Genomic DNA, 15,999 nt, shown 5'->3' on the forward strand with positions numbered 1-15,999 from the left:
GAGTGCCTAGCGCGCAGAGCCGTGGAACATCTCGTCGATCTCGTCCGCCGCGAGCCGGTCGAAATCCTCGAGGATCTCGATCTTTCCCTTGAGGGAGCCGAACCGCAGTGCCGGACGGGGCTCATAGGCAACGAGCCGTGCGACCGGGCGCCCGGCCTTGGCGATGACGATTTCCTCTCCTACCGCAGTGCGCTCGACAAGCGAGGAAAGCTGGGTCTTCGCCTCGTAAAGATGCACGACCCGATCGTCGCTCATTGCAGAGGGGTACCGATTGCGTCAGCGCACACGCCGCCTGCAAGCGCTGCAGGAAGCATGACCAAGCTTGACCAGATTGTCCTGCCCGACTTCCCTCGAGTCAATCGTCCAACGGTATCGGCCAGTTGGCGGAATCGCTCGGCCGGATCGCGAACAAATCCCTCGCAGCCGGCCGAGTTCGTGACATCATTTCCCGACCATGCTGGACTGGCTCGAGACCACACTGCAGGACGCCGTCATCGGTGCCTTCACCGAGCTCGCCAAGCTCGCGGTGTCGCCTTACTCGCGGACGTGGCTGCCGGTGCTGGCCGTGTCGCTGCTGGCGGCCGTGTGGGTGGCCAGGCGGGAACGTGCCACCGGCCCGGCGTTGCCGGATCACCTCCGCCTGGGCTCCTTCGAGACCTGGTTCGGCCGCAGCGCGATCAACGACTACTGGCTGATCCTGCTGAACGGCGCGCTGTTCGGGATGCTGCTCGGTCAGCTGCTGCCGGAAGGCGAGCGGATGGCGGCCTGGGTGGCGGATTCCCTTCGCCACGCGCTGCCAGGCTTCGGCGCAGCGCCGGCTGCCTGGGCCCCGGTCCTGCTGGCAGCAACCCTTTTCCTGGTCGACGACTTCGTCCGTTACGCGGTCCACTGGCTCGAGCACCGGGTGCCCGCGTTGTGGGAGCTGCACAAGGTGCATCATTCGGCCGAGGTGCTGAACTTCATGACGGCCGAGCGGCACCACCCGTTGTCGATCCTGGTCTTCAGGCTGGTCATGGCCGGCGCGGTGGCCATGGTCAACGGTGTGTTCCTGTGGGCATTCGGCGGGTCGATCAGCCCCACCGGTGTTCTCGGCGCGAACGTGTTCTGGCTGGTCACCACGATGCTCGCCTCGGGGCTTCGGCACTCGCCGGTGTGGCTGTCCTTCGGGCCGCGCGTCGAGCGCTGGTTGCTGAGTCCGGCCCAGCACCAGATTCACCACTCGACCGACGAACGCCACTACGGCAAGAACCTGGGCGGTTCGCTGGCGATCTGGGACCGGATGTTCGGCACGCTGTTCGTGACTTCCCGCGAGCGGATCGCGCTGAATTTCGGTCTGGGCGACGAGACCCGCGAGCTGCGGTCGGTGGGCGCCTTGTACCTTCGGCCGATCGTGAAGGCGCTGGGGAGCCTGCTGCCGCAAGGCCTGCGCGGGGCCCGCACGAAGCGGCCCGGCGACGCTCCCGGGTCCGTCGGCTGACCTGACCCTCCGCAAGCTGCTGCAACGGCAGCCCGGCAAATTCCGGGGGGCGTTTCTCGTTCTTCCGCGCGCCGCTGCAAAGCGCCCTCGGTCGCTGGTCGTAGACCATGCGTCCAGGAGACAAACCTGGGCGATTCACCTAGAATATTTGCATCGCATTTGCATTGCACTCGTTGCACCCACCCAATACGCAGCCGAATTCCCGCTCCACGGAGCCAACGATGACCAAGTCCGCAACCCTCCCTGCCATCCGCGTTTCGCCGCGCCTGCGCGAGGAAGCCGAGCGGACGCTGCGTGACGGGGAGACCCTATCGTCGCTGGTCGTCGAGTCGCTCGAGCGAACCATCGAGCTACGACGCCTGCAACGAGAGTTCGTCGAACGAGGACTTGCCGCAGCCGAGGAAGCACGGGCACAGAACCGCTATGTTCCCGCATCCACCGTACTGCGGCGGCTCCGAAAACAGGTCGGGGACTGCAAGAACCAAAGGGCATCTCGCGCCAACCGCAGCGAATGACTTATCGGGTTCGGCTGACGCCCCATGCAGAGCGGGATCTCCTTCGCCTGCAGGCGTTCCTGATCGAGCGCGACCTTCCTGCCGCAGAGCGAGCCCTTGACGCGCTCGAAGAAGGGTTCCGGCTGCTGGAGCGCTTCCCCCTCTCCTGCCGGCGCGCGAGCGGCGCCGGGCCGCGTATCCGGGAGCTGGTCGTTTCGTTCGGCCGAAGCGGCTACGTGGCGCTTTTCGAGATCGAAGACGCCAAGACCGTCACGATCCTGGCGGTTCGCCACCAGCGCGAAGACGACTACCTCTGATCAGGCCGCGAAGTCCCTGAGCAGGCGGCCCGGCAACTTCCCGGGCTCCGGTACGTGCCCGGAGCCTGCCGGCTGCTCGAGAGCGGCCTCGCCTGCAGCCAGCACCGCCGGCTCCAGTCCCTCGGCCCCGGTCACCCTGACCCCGTTGACCCACACCCCATGCACGCCGATGGCCGGCGTGGTCAGCCGCGCGCTGCCGCCCGGCAGGTCGAACACCCGCTGCTTGGGGCCCCGATTCACGGTGGCCGGATCGAACAGCAGCAGGTCGGCCCAGGCGCCGGGCGCGATCCGGCCGCGCCCCTGTATGCCGTACAGGTCGGCGGGCTCGGATGTGAGCTTGCGGACCGCCTCGGGCAGGGACAGCACGCCGCGCTCGCGCACCCAGTGGCCCAGCAGGTGGAGACCGAAGCCGGCGTCGTTGAAGAAGGTCAGGTGCGCGCCGGCGTCCGACAGCGACACCAGGCTCGCCGGGTGGCGCAGCATGCGGCCCACCGCTTCTTCGTCGGAATTGAGCAGCACCGCCGAGAACACGGTGTCCAGGTCCTCGGAAAGCGCCAGGTCGAGCATGAAGTCCAGCGGGTCGGCCCCCGCCTCGGCCGCCAGCTCGGCGATCGTGCGGTGCTCGAAGTGCCGGTTCTGCTCCTGCTTGACCTCGACCACCTGCACCTTGTGCCACTCGCCATTGAACAGGCGGAACACCGCCGGCGAGGCGATCTCGGCGCGCACCGCGTCGCGGAAGGCCTTCTCGGAGAGCTTGGCCTTGAAGGCCTCGCCCTCGAGCGACAGTGCCGGCTTCCAGGAGACGAGCCCCTCGACCGGATAGGGCGAGTGCATCGTGAAGTCGTTGGTCAGCGGACAGGGGGAGATGGCGCCGATCATGCGCCGGCCGCGCTGGCGGGCGGCCTCGATCGCGTCCAGGTCGGCGAACACCGCGGTGGGGTTCGTGCTGTTGTGAAGCAGCGCGGCGACCACCACCGGCCGGCCGCTGTCGGCCGCCAGCTTCTCCAGGAAGTCGATCTTCGTGTGGCCGCCCTTGGTCAGCATGAACAGGCCATGCCCGACCTCCTTCAGGCTGGTGACCAGCGCGTGCAGTTCGTCGTCGGTCGCCAGGCGCGACGGCATCGGCAGGCCGCCCTCGCCGTTGTGGGCCGGCGAGGTCGACGTGGCGAAGCCGATCGCGCCGGCCTTCATGCCCTCGATGACCAGCTCGCGCATGCGGGCGATCTCGTCGGGCGTGGCGGCGCGCCTGGGCGCGTCCTCGCCCATCACGAAGGTGCGCAGCGAGGAATGCCCCACGAAGGCCGCCAGGTTGACCAGCGAGCCGCGCCGATCGAGAAAATCGAGGTACTCGGGAATCGTCTCGAACTGCCAGGCGATGCCCTGGCGCAGCACGTCGAGCGACATGCCCTCGACCTGGGTCAGGTTGCGCATGATCAGCTCGCGGTCGCCGGGCCGGCAGGGCGCGATCGTGAAGCCGCAGTTGCCGATCACCGCGGTGGTCACGCCCAGGGCGGGCGACGGCGTGCAGAGGGGATCCCAGGTGACCTGCGCGTCGTAGTGGGTGTGGTTGTCGACGATGCCGGGCATCAGGGCCAGGCCGGCGGCGTCGATCGTATCGCGGGCGGCACCGCCCTGGCCGGGCTCGTCGATCGCCGCGACACGGCCATCCTTCACCGACACGTCGGCCAGTCGCCCCGGCGCGCCGGTGCCGTCGTAGACCATGGCGCCGCGAATCAGAAGATCGTTCATTGCGTCTCCACCTCGTGTTTCATTGCAGAGGGCTCGCGACGAGCGGCGGCCCGGTTCGTTGTTAGCATCGATTATCGACGATCCAGGAAGACCGACATGAACGAAGACACCCGCAACCGGGGCGCTGCCCCGTCCTGGCCGAAGGTCGCCGTGTTCGGGGCCGGCGCGGTCGGATGCTATTTCGGCGCCAGGCTGGCCGAGGGCGGTGCGCCGGTCACGCTGATCGCGCGGCCGGCGCACGTGGAGGCGATCCGCCGCGACGGCCTGCTCTTCGAGAGCGGCGGCCGGCAGCACAGGGTAGCGGTCGCCGCCGACAGCTCGCCCGAACCGGTGCGCGAGGCCGACCTCGTGCTCTTCTGCGTGAAGACCCGCGATACCGCCGAAGGCGCGCGCTCGCTGGTCCCGCTGCTCAAACCCGGCGCCACGGTGGTCAGCATGCAGAACGGGGTGGACAACGTCCCCAGGATGCGCGAAGCGGGCGTGGACGCGATCGGCGCCGTGGTCTACGTGGCGGCCTCGATGCCCGGTCCGGGCCATCTGCTGCACGCCGGCCGCGGCGACCTGGTGGTCGGCGAGTACGGCGCGGCCGAACTGCCCAGCGCACGCGCCTCGGCCGTGTCGGCACTGTTCGAGCGCGCGGGCGTGCCCTGCAAGCTGGTGGCCGACGTGCGCAGCGAGCTCTGGACCAAGCTGGTGATGAACTGCGTGTTCAACGCGATGTCGGCAGTCGGCCGCTCGCGCTACGGTCCGCTGGTGGAGCGAGCCGACACCCGGGCGGTCGCGCGCGACCTGGTGGACGAGTGCGTGGCGGTGGCGAAAGCCGAAGGCGTGCCGCTCGCCGACGCCGACAGCCTCTACAAGGCGGCGATGAAGCTGGGTCAGGCGATGGCACCGGCGACCTCGTCCACCGAGCAGGACCTCTCGCTGGGCCGGCCTACCGAGATCGATTCGCTCAACGGCTACGTGGCCGCACGCGGCGAGGCGCTGGGCGTGGCCACGCCGGTGAACCGGGCGCTGGCGGCGATGGTCAGGCTGCTCGACGCGGCGAAGCGCTGAACCTGTGCGCGCAGTGGGCGCTTGCGCGGGCGACGCGCGGGCACCAGAATCGAAGGATCCCCTTCGCCCTGTTGCGCCCCCCGTCGTTCGCCGTACCACGGAGCCCGCGCAGATGCCCGACGCCTCGATCCCGCTGTTGCCCGGCCCCTGGCGCGCGCTCACGCCCGGCCACGCCGCCGGCTTCACGATGCGCCTGCGGAAGCTGCTCGCGCGGCCGCGCAGCCATGATCGCCTCTCGCCCCACCACCCGATCGAGGCGCTGCGCGCGATGCCGCTGTCCTTCTATCCGGGCTGGGCGCTGATCGAGGGCGAAGCCCGGGTCGCGCGGGGCCGGATCGGCACCTTCGACGTCCTCTATGGCCCCGGCCTCATGTGGGTGATCGACGGCGAGAGCCGGGTGCTGAACGACCTGAACGGCGGTCGCCTGCCAGCGGACCTGGCCGAGTACCTCGAGGGCGAAACGGGCGACTCGGGCTATGTCCCCAGCCCGCTGGCCCCGCTCGATGCCGAACGCTCGGGGCCCGACTACCTGCGCTTCTACTGCGCCTGTGTCTGGGGCGACGAGGGCCCGTTCATGCCGGTGGAGTCGCCCGACTCGCCGGTGCTGCGGGGCGCGGACCAGCAACGGGACGTACCGTGGGCGGACAAGGTCCGGCCGATCGAGATGACGCGCGACGGCGAGGACCTGCTCGCCACCGGCCTCATCGCCTACGGCGGTTCGCTGTTCGAGGCGCGGCTGAGGATTCGCGAAGGCGGCGTCACGATGGAAGACGACACGCTGGTGGCCAGCGACGCGCTGCCGGTGCGGACCAACGCCTCGCCGCTGCGCGACCTGCGCGACGTGTCCGAAGAGGAAGACCTGCCCGAGAGCGAGGGCTGAGCGTCATGCCCTTCGTGTCCGCATCGCAGCTGCGCCTGCCCGACAGCGTCCCCGAGCCCGGTCTGCTGGTGGGCTGGTCGCTGGAGAGCCGCCATCCGCGCCGGCCGATCGGCTTCACCTACGGCCATCCGTTCCGCTCGCCCGCCACCGGCTACCTCGACCCGATCCTGCTGGGCGGCGACGGCCACCTGATGACGATCGCGCCCACCGGCGCCGGCAAGGGCACCGGCTGCATCGTGCCCGCCCTGCTGCGCTACCCCGGTCCGGTGATCGTCATCGACCCCAAGGGCGAGAACGTGGCGATCACCGCCCGCCGGCGGCGCGAGTTGGGCCAGCGGGTGGTGGTGATCGACCCCATGGGGATCACCGACCAGCCGGCCGACACGCTGAACCCGCTCGACGCGATCGACATCGCGCAGGCCAATGCGGTGGACGAGGTGGCGGTGCTCGCGCAGGCGCTCAACGACACCGGCGGCGATGAGCGCAACCGCTACTGGTCCAGCCGCGGCATGCACCTGGCGATCGGCGCGATCCTGCAGGTGCTGGTCGAGGCGCACGCCGACAGCCGGGCGGGCAACCTGATGGCGGCGCGCGACATGATCAACGCGGCCGCGGCAGATCCGTCAGCCATGGCCGGGCGGATGCTCGAGTCGGCCCACCCGGAGGTGCGCCGCATCGCGCGGATGCTGAACATCGCCGCCGCGGAGACGCTGGGCGGCATCATCTCCTTCGCGCAGGAGATGGTCGACTTCCTGCGCGGCGACCTGGTGCAGGCCAGCGTGGCGCGGACCTCGTTCGACCTGGACGAGGTCACCCGCGGCGACCCGCTGTCGATCTACCTGGTGCTGCCGCCGCACATGCTGGAGTCGCACGCCCGTCTGCTGCGCCTGTGGCTGGGCGCGCTGATCGCGTGCTTCACCCGCCGGCGCGCTCGGCCGCCCATGTCCACGCTGTTCGTGCTCGACGAGGCCGCCCAGCTCGGCGAACTGCCGCAGTTGCGGCAGGCGGTCACCCTGCTGCGCGGCTACGGCCTGCAGACCTGGAGCTTCTGGCAGGACGCCAGTCAGCTCCAGCTGCTCTACCCGCGCGACTGGAAGACCATGGTCAACAACTGCCGCGTGCTGCAGTGCTTCGGAGCCCTGAACCAGGTGGCCGCCGACGGCATGTCGGCGCTGACCGGATTTGCCGACGGCGCCGCGGTCCTCGACCTGGCGCCCGACGAGATGGTGCTGCAGCTGGCCGGCGACGAGGCCGTGGTGGCCCGGCTGCCGAACTACCTGGGCGATCCCGCCTTCGCCGGGATGTTCGATGCCAACCCGTACCACGACCGCAGCCGCGCGGTGCTGCCCGCCAAGGCCGCGCCGCAGCGCATGTACACGCGGCCAGCGGACTCGGGGGGCTACCGGCCGGCGATCGGGTCGGTGGCGCCGGACGACTTGCTGCTGGCGAGCCTGGTGGGGGAGTCCTGATCGCGCAGGGAACCGGGCGCGACAATCTCCTCTCGAACTACCTGCCTGACTGCATCGAGCATCGATCGCTGCTGAATCCAGGCAACGAGGGCATCGTTGATGAGCGTCTGGTAATTGCCGCCGCCTGCCAGATCTGCCTGATCGCGGAACCAGTCCACCACGGCCGTGTCGAGACGAATCGAGAGCTTGACCTTGCCGGGACGCGCGGGAATGACCGGGCCGCGCGTTGCCTGGCCGAAGTCGATTTCGCGGCGGGGTTCAGCGGCGACCTTCTTCATATCGATCCCTCTGTTTTCTGCTGGCCTTCCATGCGGAAATGATCCGATAGACGTCGGGCTCCCGATGTCAGCGCGAACTCGTCTTCGAACACAGTGGCCGCGTCGGCAAAGCGCACGCCGTGGACACGCCGGTTCGCCGCAGCCTTCCAGGGATCCCACTCGACGCACGGATTTATTGTATAGACATTCGTCCTCCTTGACGACGCTCATGTGTCGAGGCGGTTCGGCAACGAAGATCGCTCCGAGTACGGTTGAGATACGCCAACCGTAGCGCGCGGACCGCGCGCAGCACCATTGCGCCGATGGACTAGACCGCTCGGCGAATCCCGCCCGATGTACCCCTGACGTCTCTCGACCCGAAGGCGATCAGCGCTTCAGCGCCCGGGCCAGCGCGTCGCCCAGCAAGGTCCCGCCGGCGTTCCCCGACTGCCCGCCCCCGCCGGAGCGCCGCCCGGAGTCCCCGCTGCGCGGACCGGAAGCCTTTCCGCGACTCTCGCCGCGAGCGCCCTGCTCGGCGCCCCGCGCACCGCGGCCCGCGCCCGCCCCGGTCTTCATCGACAGCGCGATCCGCTTGCGCGTCACGTCGACCTCGAGCACGGTCACCGACACCACCTGGCCGGCCTTGACCACTTCGCGCGGGTCCTTCACGAAGCGGTCGGCCAGCTCGGAGATGTGGACCAGGCCGTCCTGGTGCACGCCGATGTCCACGAAGGCGCCGAAGTTGGCCACGTTGGTGACCACGCCCTGCAGCTTCATGCCTTCGCGCAGGTCCCTGAGGTCCTCAACGCCGTCCTGGAAGGACGCGGTCACGAACTCGCCGCGCGGATCGCGGCCAGGCTTCTCGAGCTCGGTCAGGATGTCGCGCACCGTGGGCTCGCCGAAGCGATCGTCGGTGAAGGCCTTCGGCTCGAGTTTGCGCAGCACCTCGCGGTTGCCGATCAGCTCCTTGGCGCTGCGCGCGACCTTCTCCAGGATCCGCTGTACCACCGGGTAGGCCTCCGGGTGCACGGCGGAGGCGTCGAGCGGGTTCTCGCCGTCGCGGATACGCAGGAAGCCGGCCGCCTGCTCGAAGGCCTTGTCGCCGAAGTACGGCACCTGCTTCAGCGACTCGCGGCTGGCGAAGGCGCCGTTCGCATCGCGGAAGTCCACCACGCGCTGCGCGACCGTGCCGGTGAGGCCCGACACCCGCGCGAGCAGCGGCGCCGACGCGGTGTTCACGTCCACCCCCACCGCGTTCACGCAGTCCTCGACCGCCGCGTCGAGCTGGCGGGCCAGCGCGCGCTGGTTCACGTCGTGCTGGTACTGGCCCACGCCGATCGACTTGGGGTCGATCTTGACCAGCTCGGCCAGCGGATCCTGCAGGCGGCGGGCGATCGACACCGCGCCGCGCAGGCTCACGTCCAGATCGGGGAACTCCTTCGCGGCCAGCTCGCTGGCCGAATAGACCGAGGCGCCCGCCTCGGATACCACCAGCTTGCGCAGCCGCAGCTCGGGGTGGCGCTTGATCAGGTCGGCGGCCAGCTTGTCGGTTTCGCGCGAGGCGGTGCCGTTGCCGATCGCGACCAGCTCGACCTTGTGCCTCTGCGCGAGATTCGCCAGCGCGGCGATCGAGCCGTCCCAGTCGCGGCGCGGCTCGTGCGGATAGATGGTGGCCGCGTCGACCAGCTTGCCGGTCGCGTCGACCACCGCCACCTTCACGCCGGTGCGGATGCCCGGATCGAGGCCAATCACGGCGCGCGGGCCGGCCGGCGCGGCAAGGAGCAGGTCCTTCAGGTTGGCGCCGAAGACCTTGATCGCCTCGGCTTCGGCGGCCTCGCGCAGGCGGCCGAAGAGCTCGGTCTCCAGGTGCGGCAGCAGCTTCACGCGCCAGCACCAGCGGCATGCCTCGGCCAGCCAGGCGTCGGCCGGACGGGCCACGGCGCTGGCCGCATCGGCGCCGCCGGCCTTCGCCGCGGCAGCCGCACGCGCCGCATTGCGCACCGACTCGGCCAGCCTCACGATACCGGCAAGCTTGACCACGTTCGGATGCGGCAGCTGCGCCTCGAGCGAGGCTTCGAGCTGCAGCTTCAACGACAGCACGCCCTGCTGGCGGCCGCGGAACAGCGCCAGCGCCCGGTGCGAGGGCACCTGCGCGATCGGCTCGGCGTGGTCGAAGTAATCGCGGAACTTCTCGCCCTCGGCTTCCTTCCCCTCGTAGACCTTCGCGGCGATCCAGCCCTCGGTCCACATGCGCTCGCGCAGCGCATCCAGCACGTCGGCCCGCTCGGCAAATCGCTCGGCCAGGATGTCGCGCGCGCCGTCCAGCGCGGCCTTCGGGTCGGCCACGCCGTGCTCGCCGTTCTCGTCGGGCGCGCGCAGGTACTTCTGCGCCTCGGCCTGCGGGTCCAGCGTGGGGTCGGCCACCAGCGCATCGGCCAGCGGCTCCAGGCCTGCCTCCTTCGCGATCTGGCCCTTGGTGCGCCGCCTGGGCTTGTAGGGCAGGTACAGGTCTTCCAGCCGCTGCTTGGTGCCGGCCGCCGCGATCTGCGCGGCCAACGCGTCGGTGAGCTTGCCCTGCCCGGCGATGCTCTCCACGATCGCCGCGCGCCGCTCCTCGAGCTCGCGCAGGTAGACCAGGCGCTCGTCGAGCGTGCGCAGCTGCGTGTCGTCCAGCCCGCCGGTGACCTCCTTCCGGTAGCGCGCGATGAAGGGGACGGTGGCGCCGCCATCGATCAGCTCCACCGTCGCGGTCACCTGCTGCGGGCGGATCGAGAGCTCCTCGGCGATGCGGGCAACGATGCGGGCGGCGGTGGCGGGGTCGAGCTTGCGGGCGTCCATCTGGGTCGGCTCAGTGGCTGATTCGGGAAGGGGCGGATTCTGCCATGGTCGTGCACTCGGGGCGCGGCCAAGAACACCATGCAAATACCCTTTAGGGGTAATATCATGAAGGTCAAGCCCCCGCCCGACCGCCGGGAAGAATCGAGCAACGAGATGAAGATCCGCCAATCAGCACCGGCCGCATGCCGCGAGTGCAGAACGCCGAACCCCACCTACGACACCCGCGATGTCGTGGTCAGACGCCGCGGCCTGCAGACCACGGTGCCCAGGATCAGCGGGTGGTTTTGCGTGAACCCCGCCTGCTCGGAAATCGAGTTCGATGAATCGACGGACTCGATGAAACGATGGGTGGCCGCCGGCGACGACCTGGTGCTGGCAGCCCGGGAACGGTCCCGGGCCATCGGCACCCGGCTACGTGAAGCGCGACAGAGACTGCAACTCAGCCAGATCGAAGCGGCCGTGCTGGCGGGCGGCGGACATAATGCGTTTTCCCGCTACGAGACCGGCACCGCAACGCCCGTGGCTGCGGTCACGACGCTCTTCGCGTTGCTCGCGAGCCACCCTGAATTGCTGCCCGAGGCCCGCACTTACGCAGATCAGATGCAGGACTTCCGGCAAGGCGAGAACGAGGTCGAACTCCCGGAGATCCCCGTTTCCAGACAAAAGGGTGGCATGCACGCGGCCATCGACCCAGCGAGCAATCGATCGATGTTCGACGCAGCAGACGACCGAGGAGCGTATTGACAATTGATATACATCATACTATCTTTGTATATCTTATGAATACACATCAAGGGGAAAACCTTGCGTGACGCCGCCATCAACCTCCGAGCATTGCCCGAGCAGCGCGACTTGATCGATCACGCTGCCAGCTTGCTCGGCAAGAATCGTTCCGACTTCATGCTCGAAGCGGCTTGCGAGCGCGCCAAGGCAGTAGTGCTGGATCAGGTGTTTTTCGGTCTGGATGCCGAGAAGTTCAGGCGATTCACCGCGATGCTCGACGCGCCTCCCGGCCCGAATGCCGGGCTCGCGCGCCTCATGGCGGTGAAGCCGCCTTGGGACACCAAGCCTGCATGAAAGCGCAGCTGAGCGCACCCCAACCGCTCGCCGACGCGCATTTCCTGGACGACTTCGCTTGCGGAGAATCCAGTCTGGACGAGTGGCTGAAGCGCCGCGCACGCTCCAATCAGTCGAGCGGGGCCAGTCGTACCTTCGTCGTCACGGATACGGACGACCGCGTTCGCGGCTACTACGCAATGGCGGCAGGTGCCGTAACGCATCAGACAGCAACGAGCGGCGTGCGGCGGAACATGCCGGATCCCATTCCAGTGATGGTGTTAGCGCGGCTCGCGGTCGATCGGCGTGCGCAAGGCATGGCACTCGGGGGTGCCATGCTTCAAGACGCCGTCAATCGGGCAGTGGCCATATCGCACAACGCAGGCGTGCGAGCGTTGCTCGTTCACGCGCTTAACGAAAGTGCCAAGCGGTTTTACGAGCACTACGGGTTTCAGGAATCCCCGCAACACCCGATGACGCTGATGCTACGGCTAAGCACCGTCAGACCTTGAGAGCCGAGGCGGCTACAGATACCGCCACCCATCCTCGACATCGACCCGAGCCACCTTCGCGGCGAACGGCTTCAACTCCACGCCGCGCGGCGCGGCGATGGCCAGCGACGCCTCGACGCCCCCCGACACGGCCGGCGCGAGTCCGATCACGGGCGGCGCCAGTTGCTCGGCCCGCGCCATGGTCGCCGATTCGGCCACCGCAGGATCCTCGCTCCACCACGCCACCGGACCCGCCACCATGTCGCGACCGACCACCAGGCGCACGTTCACGCCGGGGTGCATCTTCGACACCTCGACCAGCCTTGCCTCGACCGGCAGGCGCTGCTGAAGCGCCTTCGCGCCGGCCGCATGTCCGGCCAGGTAATGGATCTCGGTGCGGCCCTTGCCGTAGGTGCGATAGTCCGACACGCGCGCCACCGACGCGCCGAAACGCTCGAGCTGGCGGGCGGTGCGGCCGGCCAGACTGCGCAGGCCCACCCCGTTGCTGACCTCGAGGCCGGCCACCGTCTTCAGCGATGCCAGCGGCTGCGGCGCCAGCGCCTTGGGCGCGGCCGGGACCTTGGCCACCGGGCGAACCGCGGGCTGCTCCGGCACCGTGGCCACGCGGGCCTCGATGCGATAGGTGCGCACCGGGGCGACCGCCACCTGCGGCGCGGTCGCGACCGCATTCGCGGACGGCGTGGCCGGCGTCCTGACCGCGACGCGGCTCGCCGGACGCTGCTCCGGGCTCGCGGCACGCGCCAAGGGTTCGGCGACGGCCGGCGCAGCGATCGCCACCGCGTTGCTGCGCAACTCGTAGACCCCCGGCGTGAGCTGGACCAGCTCGGTATCGCTGGAACGGGACACCACGATCTCGTAGGCGCGCGGGTTCGGGGCTTCGCCCAGCACCCGTGCCGCCTTGGCTTGGGCCACGGCGACCAGCGCCGCGGCGGGCGGGGCAGACTCGGTGGGCGCCACGGACGCGACCGCTGGCCGCGGCGAGGCGACTGGGGGTTCCGCCACTGCCTGCGTTGCTGCCACCGGCGTTGCCGCCACCGGCGCTGCGACGACCGGCACGGCCGCGGCCAGTGCGGGAGGCTCTGCCGGCACCTCTGCGACGCTCGAAGCGGAAGGCATCGCCGCCGCGGAAGCCACGATCGGCGCAGGCTCGACCTGAACCGGCCTGGACGCCACGATGGGCGCAGTCTGAATCTCCGCTGGCTGCGAGGCCACGATCGGCGCCGGGGTTTGTTCGACCGGTGCGGCGGCGGCAAGCGGAGCAGCAGCTGCTACCGGTGCGACGGCCGTAGCCGGCGCCGCGGCAATTGGCGCAGCGGGCACCGTCGGGGCAGCGACCGCCATCGGCGCGACCGCAACCGGCGCTTTCACGGCCTGCGCGGCCGCCAACTGCCGCGCTTCGGCAAGCATCACCAGGTTCTCACGCGTCTTCGCGTTCTGCGGATCCAGGTCGTAGGCACGGCGCAGCGAGATCCAGGCCTCGTCCAGCTGCCCGGCCTTGAACTGCGCAAAGCCCAGATTGTTCATCACATGCGCCTGCGCAGGCCCGGACGCCAGCGCCGCGCGGAACGCTTCGGCGGCTTCCGCGAAGCGACCGATCTGGCCGTAGGCCACGCCCAGGCCGTTGTGCGCCTCGACGAAGGTGGGGTCGAGCTGCAAGGCGGCCTTGAAGCGCCGGATCGCGGCTTCGTGCCGGCCTTCGCCCAGGTCGATCCGACCCACCGCGTACTGGCCGGCGGCGGTGCCGACGGGCTGCTGGACGCGATACACCGGCTCGACCTTGGCCCGCAGCGCGCCAGCCTTGCTCGCGGCGGCCTGACTGGAGTCGCCCTGCATCCCGGTCTGGGCGCAGCCGGTGATCAGCGCGACGGCGCAGGCGCCGAGGAGAAGCGGATAACGATTGGCGTTCATATCAGCCCCCTTTTGGAATCTCGGTTCGCAACTTCGCGCTCAGCCACCGGTACCGGCCATGGTCGGCAGCATGATCCGGTAGATCTGGATCATTGCCGGGCCCAGCAGCACCAGCAGCAGCGACGGAAAGATGAAGAAAATCAGCGGGAACAGCAGCTTGAGCGGAATCTTGGCCGCCGCCTCTTCCGCGCGCAGCCGGCGCCGCGTGCGCAACATGTCGGCGTGCACCCGCAGGGACTCGGCCAGGCTGGTGCCGAAGCGGTCGGCCTGGATCAGCATGGTCGCGAACGTGGAGATCTCGTCCAGTCCGGTGCGCAGGGCCAGATTGCGCAGCGCGCGCTCGCGGCTGGAGCCCACCCGCAGCTCGAGCGCCATCATCTCGAGCTCTTCGGCCAGCTCGGGGCTGCGCAGCTTCATTTCCTCGGCGGTCTTGTTGATCGCCATGTCCAGCCCCAGGCCGGCCTCCACGCACACGATGATCAGGTCGAGCGCGTCCGGAAAGGCCTCGAACAGGTTGAGCTGCCGCGCCGCGGTCATCCGCGACAGCACCACGTTCGGCAGGTAGTAGCCGATGGCCGCGCACAGCAGCAGCAGCGCGGTGGACACCTGCGTGCTCAGCTTCCAGTCGAAGCTGCGGCTGAAGAACACCAGCAGCATGGGCAGCAGCAGGGCGAGCAGAGCCTTGGCCGCGAAGAACAGCACGGGAGCCGAAGTCGAGCGTATGCCCGCGTGCAGGAAGCGTGCGCGCAGGTTCGAGACGTCTTCTTCGCTGGTGGGCGTCGCCAGCCTGGCCACGGGCGCTGCGGCCTTCACCACCCTCTCGGTCCAGGCGCTCGCCTCGGGCGGTTGCTCGAGCACCGTCTCGCCGCCCAGCCCACGCAGGCGCTGCCGCATGTCGGAACCGCGGGTGAGCACCATGCCGATGCCCATCACCCCCGCGACCACCGCCACGAAGATCAGGCCAAGGTAGAGAATCTGTTCATTGCTCATGGCCGCGCTCTCATACCCGGATCTTCACGATGCGCCACATCCAGAAGGCGCCCAGGATCATCATCACGACGGCGGCGAACACCATCGACAGGCCGGCCGGGTCGGTCCACAGCACGCTCATGAACTGCGGGTTCACCAGGAAGATCATTCCCGCGGTCACGAAGGGCAGGCCGATCAGGATGTAGGCCGACAGCTTGCCCTCGGCCGACAGCACCCGGATCTTGCCCAGCAGCTTGAAGCGCTCGCGGATCAGGTTGGAGAGATTGTCGAGGAGCTCGGACAGGTTGCCGCCGGTCTCGCGTTGCAGCAGCACCGAGATCACGAAGTAGCGCAGGTCGATGCTGGGCACGCGGGTGGCCAGGTTGAGCATGGCGTCGCCCACCGACACGCCGTAGTTGATCTCCTCGAAGGTGATCTGGAACTCGCTGGCGATCGGGTCGGCGGCCTCGGTGGCCACCATCTGCATGCCCGACGGAAACGCGTGACCGGCCCTGAGCGCGCGCGAAAGCAAGTCCAGCGCCTCGGGCAGCTGCTCGTCAAACTTGTTCAGGCGTTTGGAGCGCATCCGCAGCACGAGCAGCAACGGCACCAGCATCGCGAACACCGCCATGATCAGCGTGAAGAAGAAGGGCGCGCGGAGCACCAGCAGCACCAGGAAGGTGGCCGCGCCCGCCAGCAGGGTCACCAGGATGAAGCGCGACACGGTCATCGACGACCCGGCCTGTACCAACAGCCTGTCGAGCGAGGACACGCGCGGAAACGCAAGCAGCAGCCGGTCGACCCAGGGCGTGTCGCTCAGGTGGCGCTGCTTGAGCAAGGAGCCGACCTCGGTGCCGTGCTGGCCGGCCGACAGGCTGCGCAACCGCTTCTCCAGGCGCTCGACCTCCGGGCCCTTGGTGTCGTTCCAGAGCAGGTAGGCGCCCTCGATCAGCAGCACCACGGCCACGAAGGTGACCAGGATGAACATGCTCAGGCCGAGATCCATCAGCGCTCCCC

17 protein-coding genes are annotated in these 15,999 nt (G+C 69.1%); 9 read left to right on the top strand and 8 right to left on the bottom strand.

The window, feature by feature from the left end; all coding sequences use genetic code 11:
* Window positions 1-6: 6 nt before the first annotated feature.
* Complete coding sequence (locus FHP08_RS08170) at window positions 7-255, bottom strand: type II toxin-antitoxin system Phd/YefM family antitoxin (RefSeq protein WP_147703956.1); 249 nt, start codon at window positions 253-255, stop codon at window positions 7-9.
* 199 nt (window positions 256-454) lie between these two features.
* Between FHP08_RS08170 and FHP08_RS08175 the strand changes: the two genes are divergently transcribed.
* The 3 genes from FHP08_RS08175 (at window position 455) to FHP08_RS08185 (ending at window position 2,288) form a co-directional block, all read left to right on the top strand.
* Window positions 455-1,477: a sterol desaturase family protein gene (locus FHP08_RS08175; protein WP_147703957.1), complete on the top strand. Its 1,023-nt coding sequence runs from the start codon at window positions 455-457 to the stop codon at window positions 1,475-1,477.
* 221 nt (window positions 1,478-1,698) lie between these two features.
* Window positions 1,699-1,992 (top strand): YlcI/YnfO family protein, encoded by a 294-nt coding sequence (locus FHP08_RS08180; protein WP_147703958.1) that lies wholly within the window; start codon window positions 1,699-1,701, stop codon window positions 1,990-1,992.
* The gene (locus FHP08_RS08185; RefSeq protein WP_147703959.1) at window positions 1,989-2,288 is read left to right on the top strand and encodes a type II toxin-antitoxin system RelE/ParE family toxin; all 300 of its coding nucleotides are present in this window, start codon (window positions 1,989-1,991) and stop codon (window positions 2,286-2,288) included. Before FHP08_RS08180 ends, FHP08_RS08185 begins: the two co-directional genes overlap by 4 nt.
* Here FHP08_RS08185 and FHP08_RS08190 read toward each other — a convergent pair whose 3' ends face one another.
* The gene (locus FHP08_RS08190; protein ID WP_147703960.1) at window positions 2,289-4,037 is read right to left on the bottom strand and encodes an N-acyl-D-amino-acid deacylase family protein; all 1,749 of its coding nucleotides are present in this window, start codon (window positions 4,035-4,037) and stop codon (window positions 2,289-2,291) included.
* A 96-nt stretch (window positions 4,038-4,133) separates the two neighbouring features.
* On the opposite strand from FHP08_RS08190, the gene FHP08_RS08195 reads away from it, so the two are divergent.
* The 3 genes from FHP08_RS08195 (at window position 4,134) to FHP08_RS08205 (ending at window position 7,442) form a co-directional block, all read left to right on the top strand.
* On the top strand, window positions 4,134-5,093 hold the full coding sequence (locus tag FHP08_RS08195) for a ketopantoate reductase family protein (protein WP_147703961.1): 960 nt from the start codon (window positions 4,134-4,136) through the stop codon (window positions 5,091-5,093).
* 112 nt (window positions 5,094-5,205) lie between these two features.
* Entirely contained in the window at window positions 5,206-5,973 is a 768-nt protein-coding gene (locus tag FHP08_RS08200) for a hypothetical protein (RefSeq protein WP_147703962.1), read from the top strand.
* 5 nt (window positions 5,974-5,978) lie between these two features.
* Window positions 5,979-7,442, top strand: coding sequence for a type IV secretory system conjugative DNA transfer family protein (locus tag FHP08_RS08205; protein ID WP_147703963.1), 1,464 nt, complete (start codon window positions 5,979-5,981; stop codon window positions 7,440-7,442).
* On the opposite strand, the gene FHP08_RS08210 is transcribed toward FHP08_RS08205, so the two are convergent.
* The 3 genes from FHP08_RS08210 to FHP08_RS08220 form a co-directional block, all read right to left on the bottom strand.
* The gene (locus FHP08_RS08210) at window positions 7,373-7,720 is read right to left on the bottom strand and encodes a BrnA antitoxin family protein (RefSeq protein ID WP_147703964.1); all 348 of its coding nucleotides are present in this window, start codon (window positions 7,718-7,720) and stop codon (window positions 7,373-7,375) included. The genes FHP08_RS08205 and FHP08_RS08210 overlap by 70 nt on opposite strands.
* Entirely contained in the window at window positions 7,717-7,896 is a 180-nt protein-coding gene (locus tag FHP08_RS18775; protein WP_225879095.1) for a BrnT family toxin, read from the bottom strand. The genes FHP08_RS08210 and FHP08_RS18775 overlap by 4 nt, the downstream gene beginning before the upstream one ends.
* A 190-nt stretch (window positions 7,897-8,086) precedes the next feature.
* On the bottom strand, window positions 8,087-10,537 hold the full coding sequence (locus tag FHP08_RS08220) for a Tex family protein (protein WP_147703965.1): 2,451 nt from the start codon (window positions 10,535-10,537) through the stop codon (window positions 8,087-8,089).
* 105 nt (window positions 10,538-10,642) lie between these two features.
* Between FHP08_RS08220 and FHP08_RS08225 the strand changes: the two genes are divergently transcribed.
* Genes FHP08_RS08225 through FHP08_RS08235 form a run of 3 tightly spaced genes read left to right on the top strand, consistent with a single transcriptional unit; the run spans window position 10,643 to window position 12,105 of the window.
* On the top strand, window positions 10,643-11,281 hold the full coding sequence (locus FHP08_RS08225; RefSeq protein WP_187272222.1) for a type II TA system antitoxin MqsA family protein: 639 nt from the start codon (window positions 10,643-10,645) through the stop codon (window positions 11,279-11,281).
* A gap of 60 nt (window positions 11,282-11,341) precedes the next feature.
* Entirely contained in the window at window positions 11,342-11,614 is a 273-nt protein-coding gene (locus tag FHP08_RS08230) for a type II toxin-antitoxin system TacA family antitoxin (RefSeq protein ID WP_147703967.1), read from the top strand.
* On the top strand, window positions 11,611-12,105 hold the full coding sequence (locus FHP08_RS08235; RefSeq protein ID WP_147703968.1) for a GNAT family N-acetyltransferase: 495 nt from the start codon (window positions 11,611-11,613) through the stop codon (window positions 12,103-12,105). The genes FHP08_RS08230 and FHP08_RS08235 overlap by 4 nt, the downstream gene beginning before the upstream one ends.
* 12 nt (window positions 12,106-12,117) lie before the next feature.
* On the opposite strand, the gene FHP08_RS08240 is transcribed toward FHP08_RS08235, so the two are convergent.
* From FHP08_RS08240 to FHP08_RS08250, 3 genes are read right to left on the bottom strand one after another with little or no spacing between them, the layout of a single operon-like run.
* On the bottom strand, window positions 12,118-14,013 hold the full coding sequence (locus FHP08_RS08240) for a LytR C-terminal domain-containing protein (protein WP_147703969.1): 1,896 nt from the start codon (window positions 14,011-14,013) through the stop codon (window positions 12,118-12,120).
* A 39-nt stretch (window positions 14,014-14,052) separates the two neighbouring features.
* Window positions 14,053-15,003: a type II secretion system F family protein gene (locus FHP08_RS08245; protein ID WP_147703970.1), complete on the bottom strand. Its 951-nt coding sequence runs from the start codon at window positions 15,001-15,003 to the stop codon at window positions 14,053-14,055.
* Window positions 15,004-15,013: 10 nt separating this feature from the next.
* On the bottom strand, window positions 15,014-15,988 hold the full coding sequence (locus FHP08_RS08250) for a type II secretion system F family protein (RefSeq protein WP_147703971.1): 975 nt from the start codon (window positions 15,986-15,988) through the stop codon (window positions 15,014-15,016).
* Between the last annotated feature and the right edge of the window lie 11 nt (window positions 15,989-15,999).

Origin of the sequence: Zeimonas arvi (assembly GCF_008039575.1) — a bacterium.
GTDB classification, from domain to species: Bacteria; Pseudomonadota; Gammaproteobacteria; order Burkholderiales; family Burkholderiaceae_E; genus Zeimonas; species Zeimonas arvi.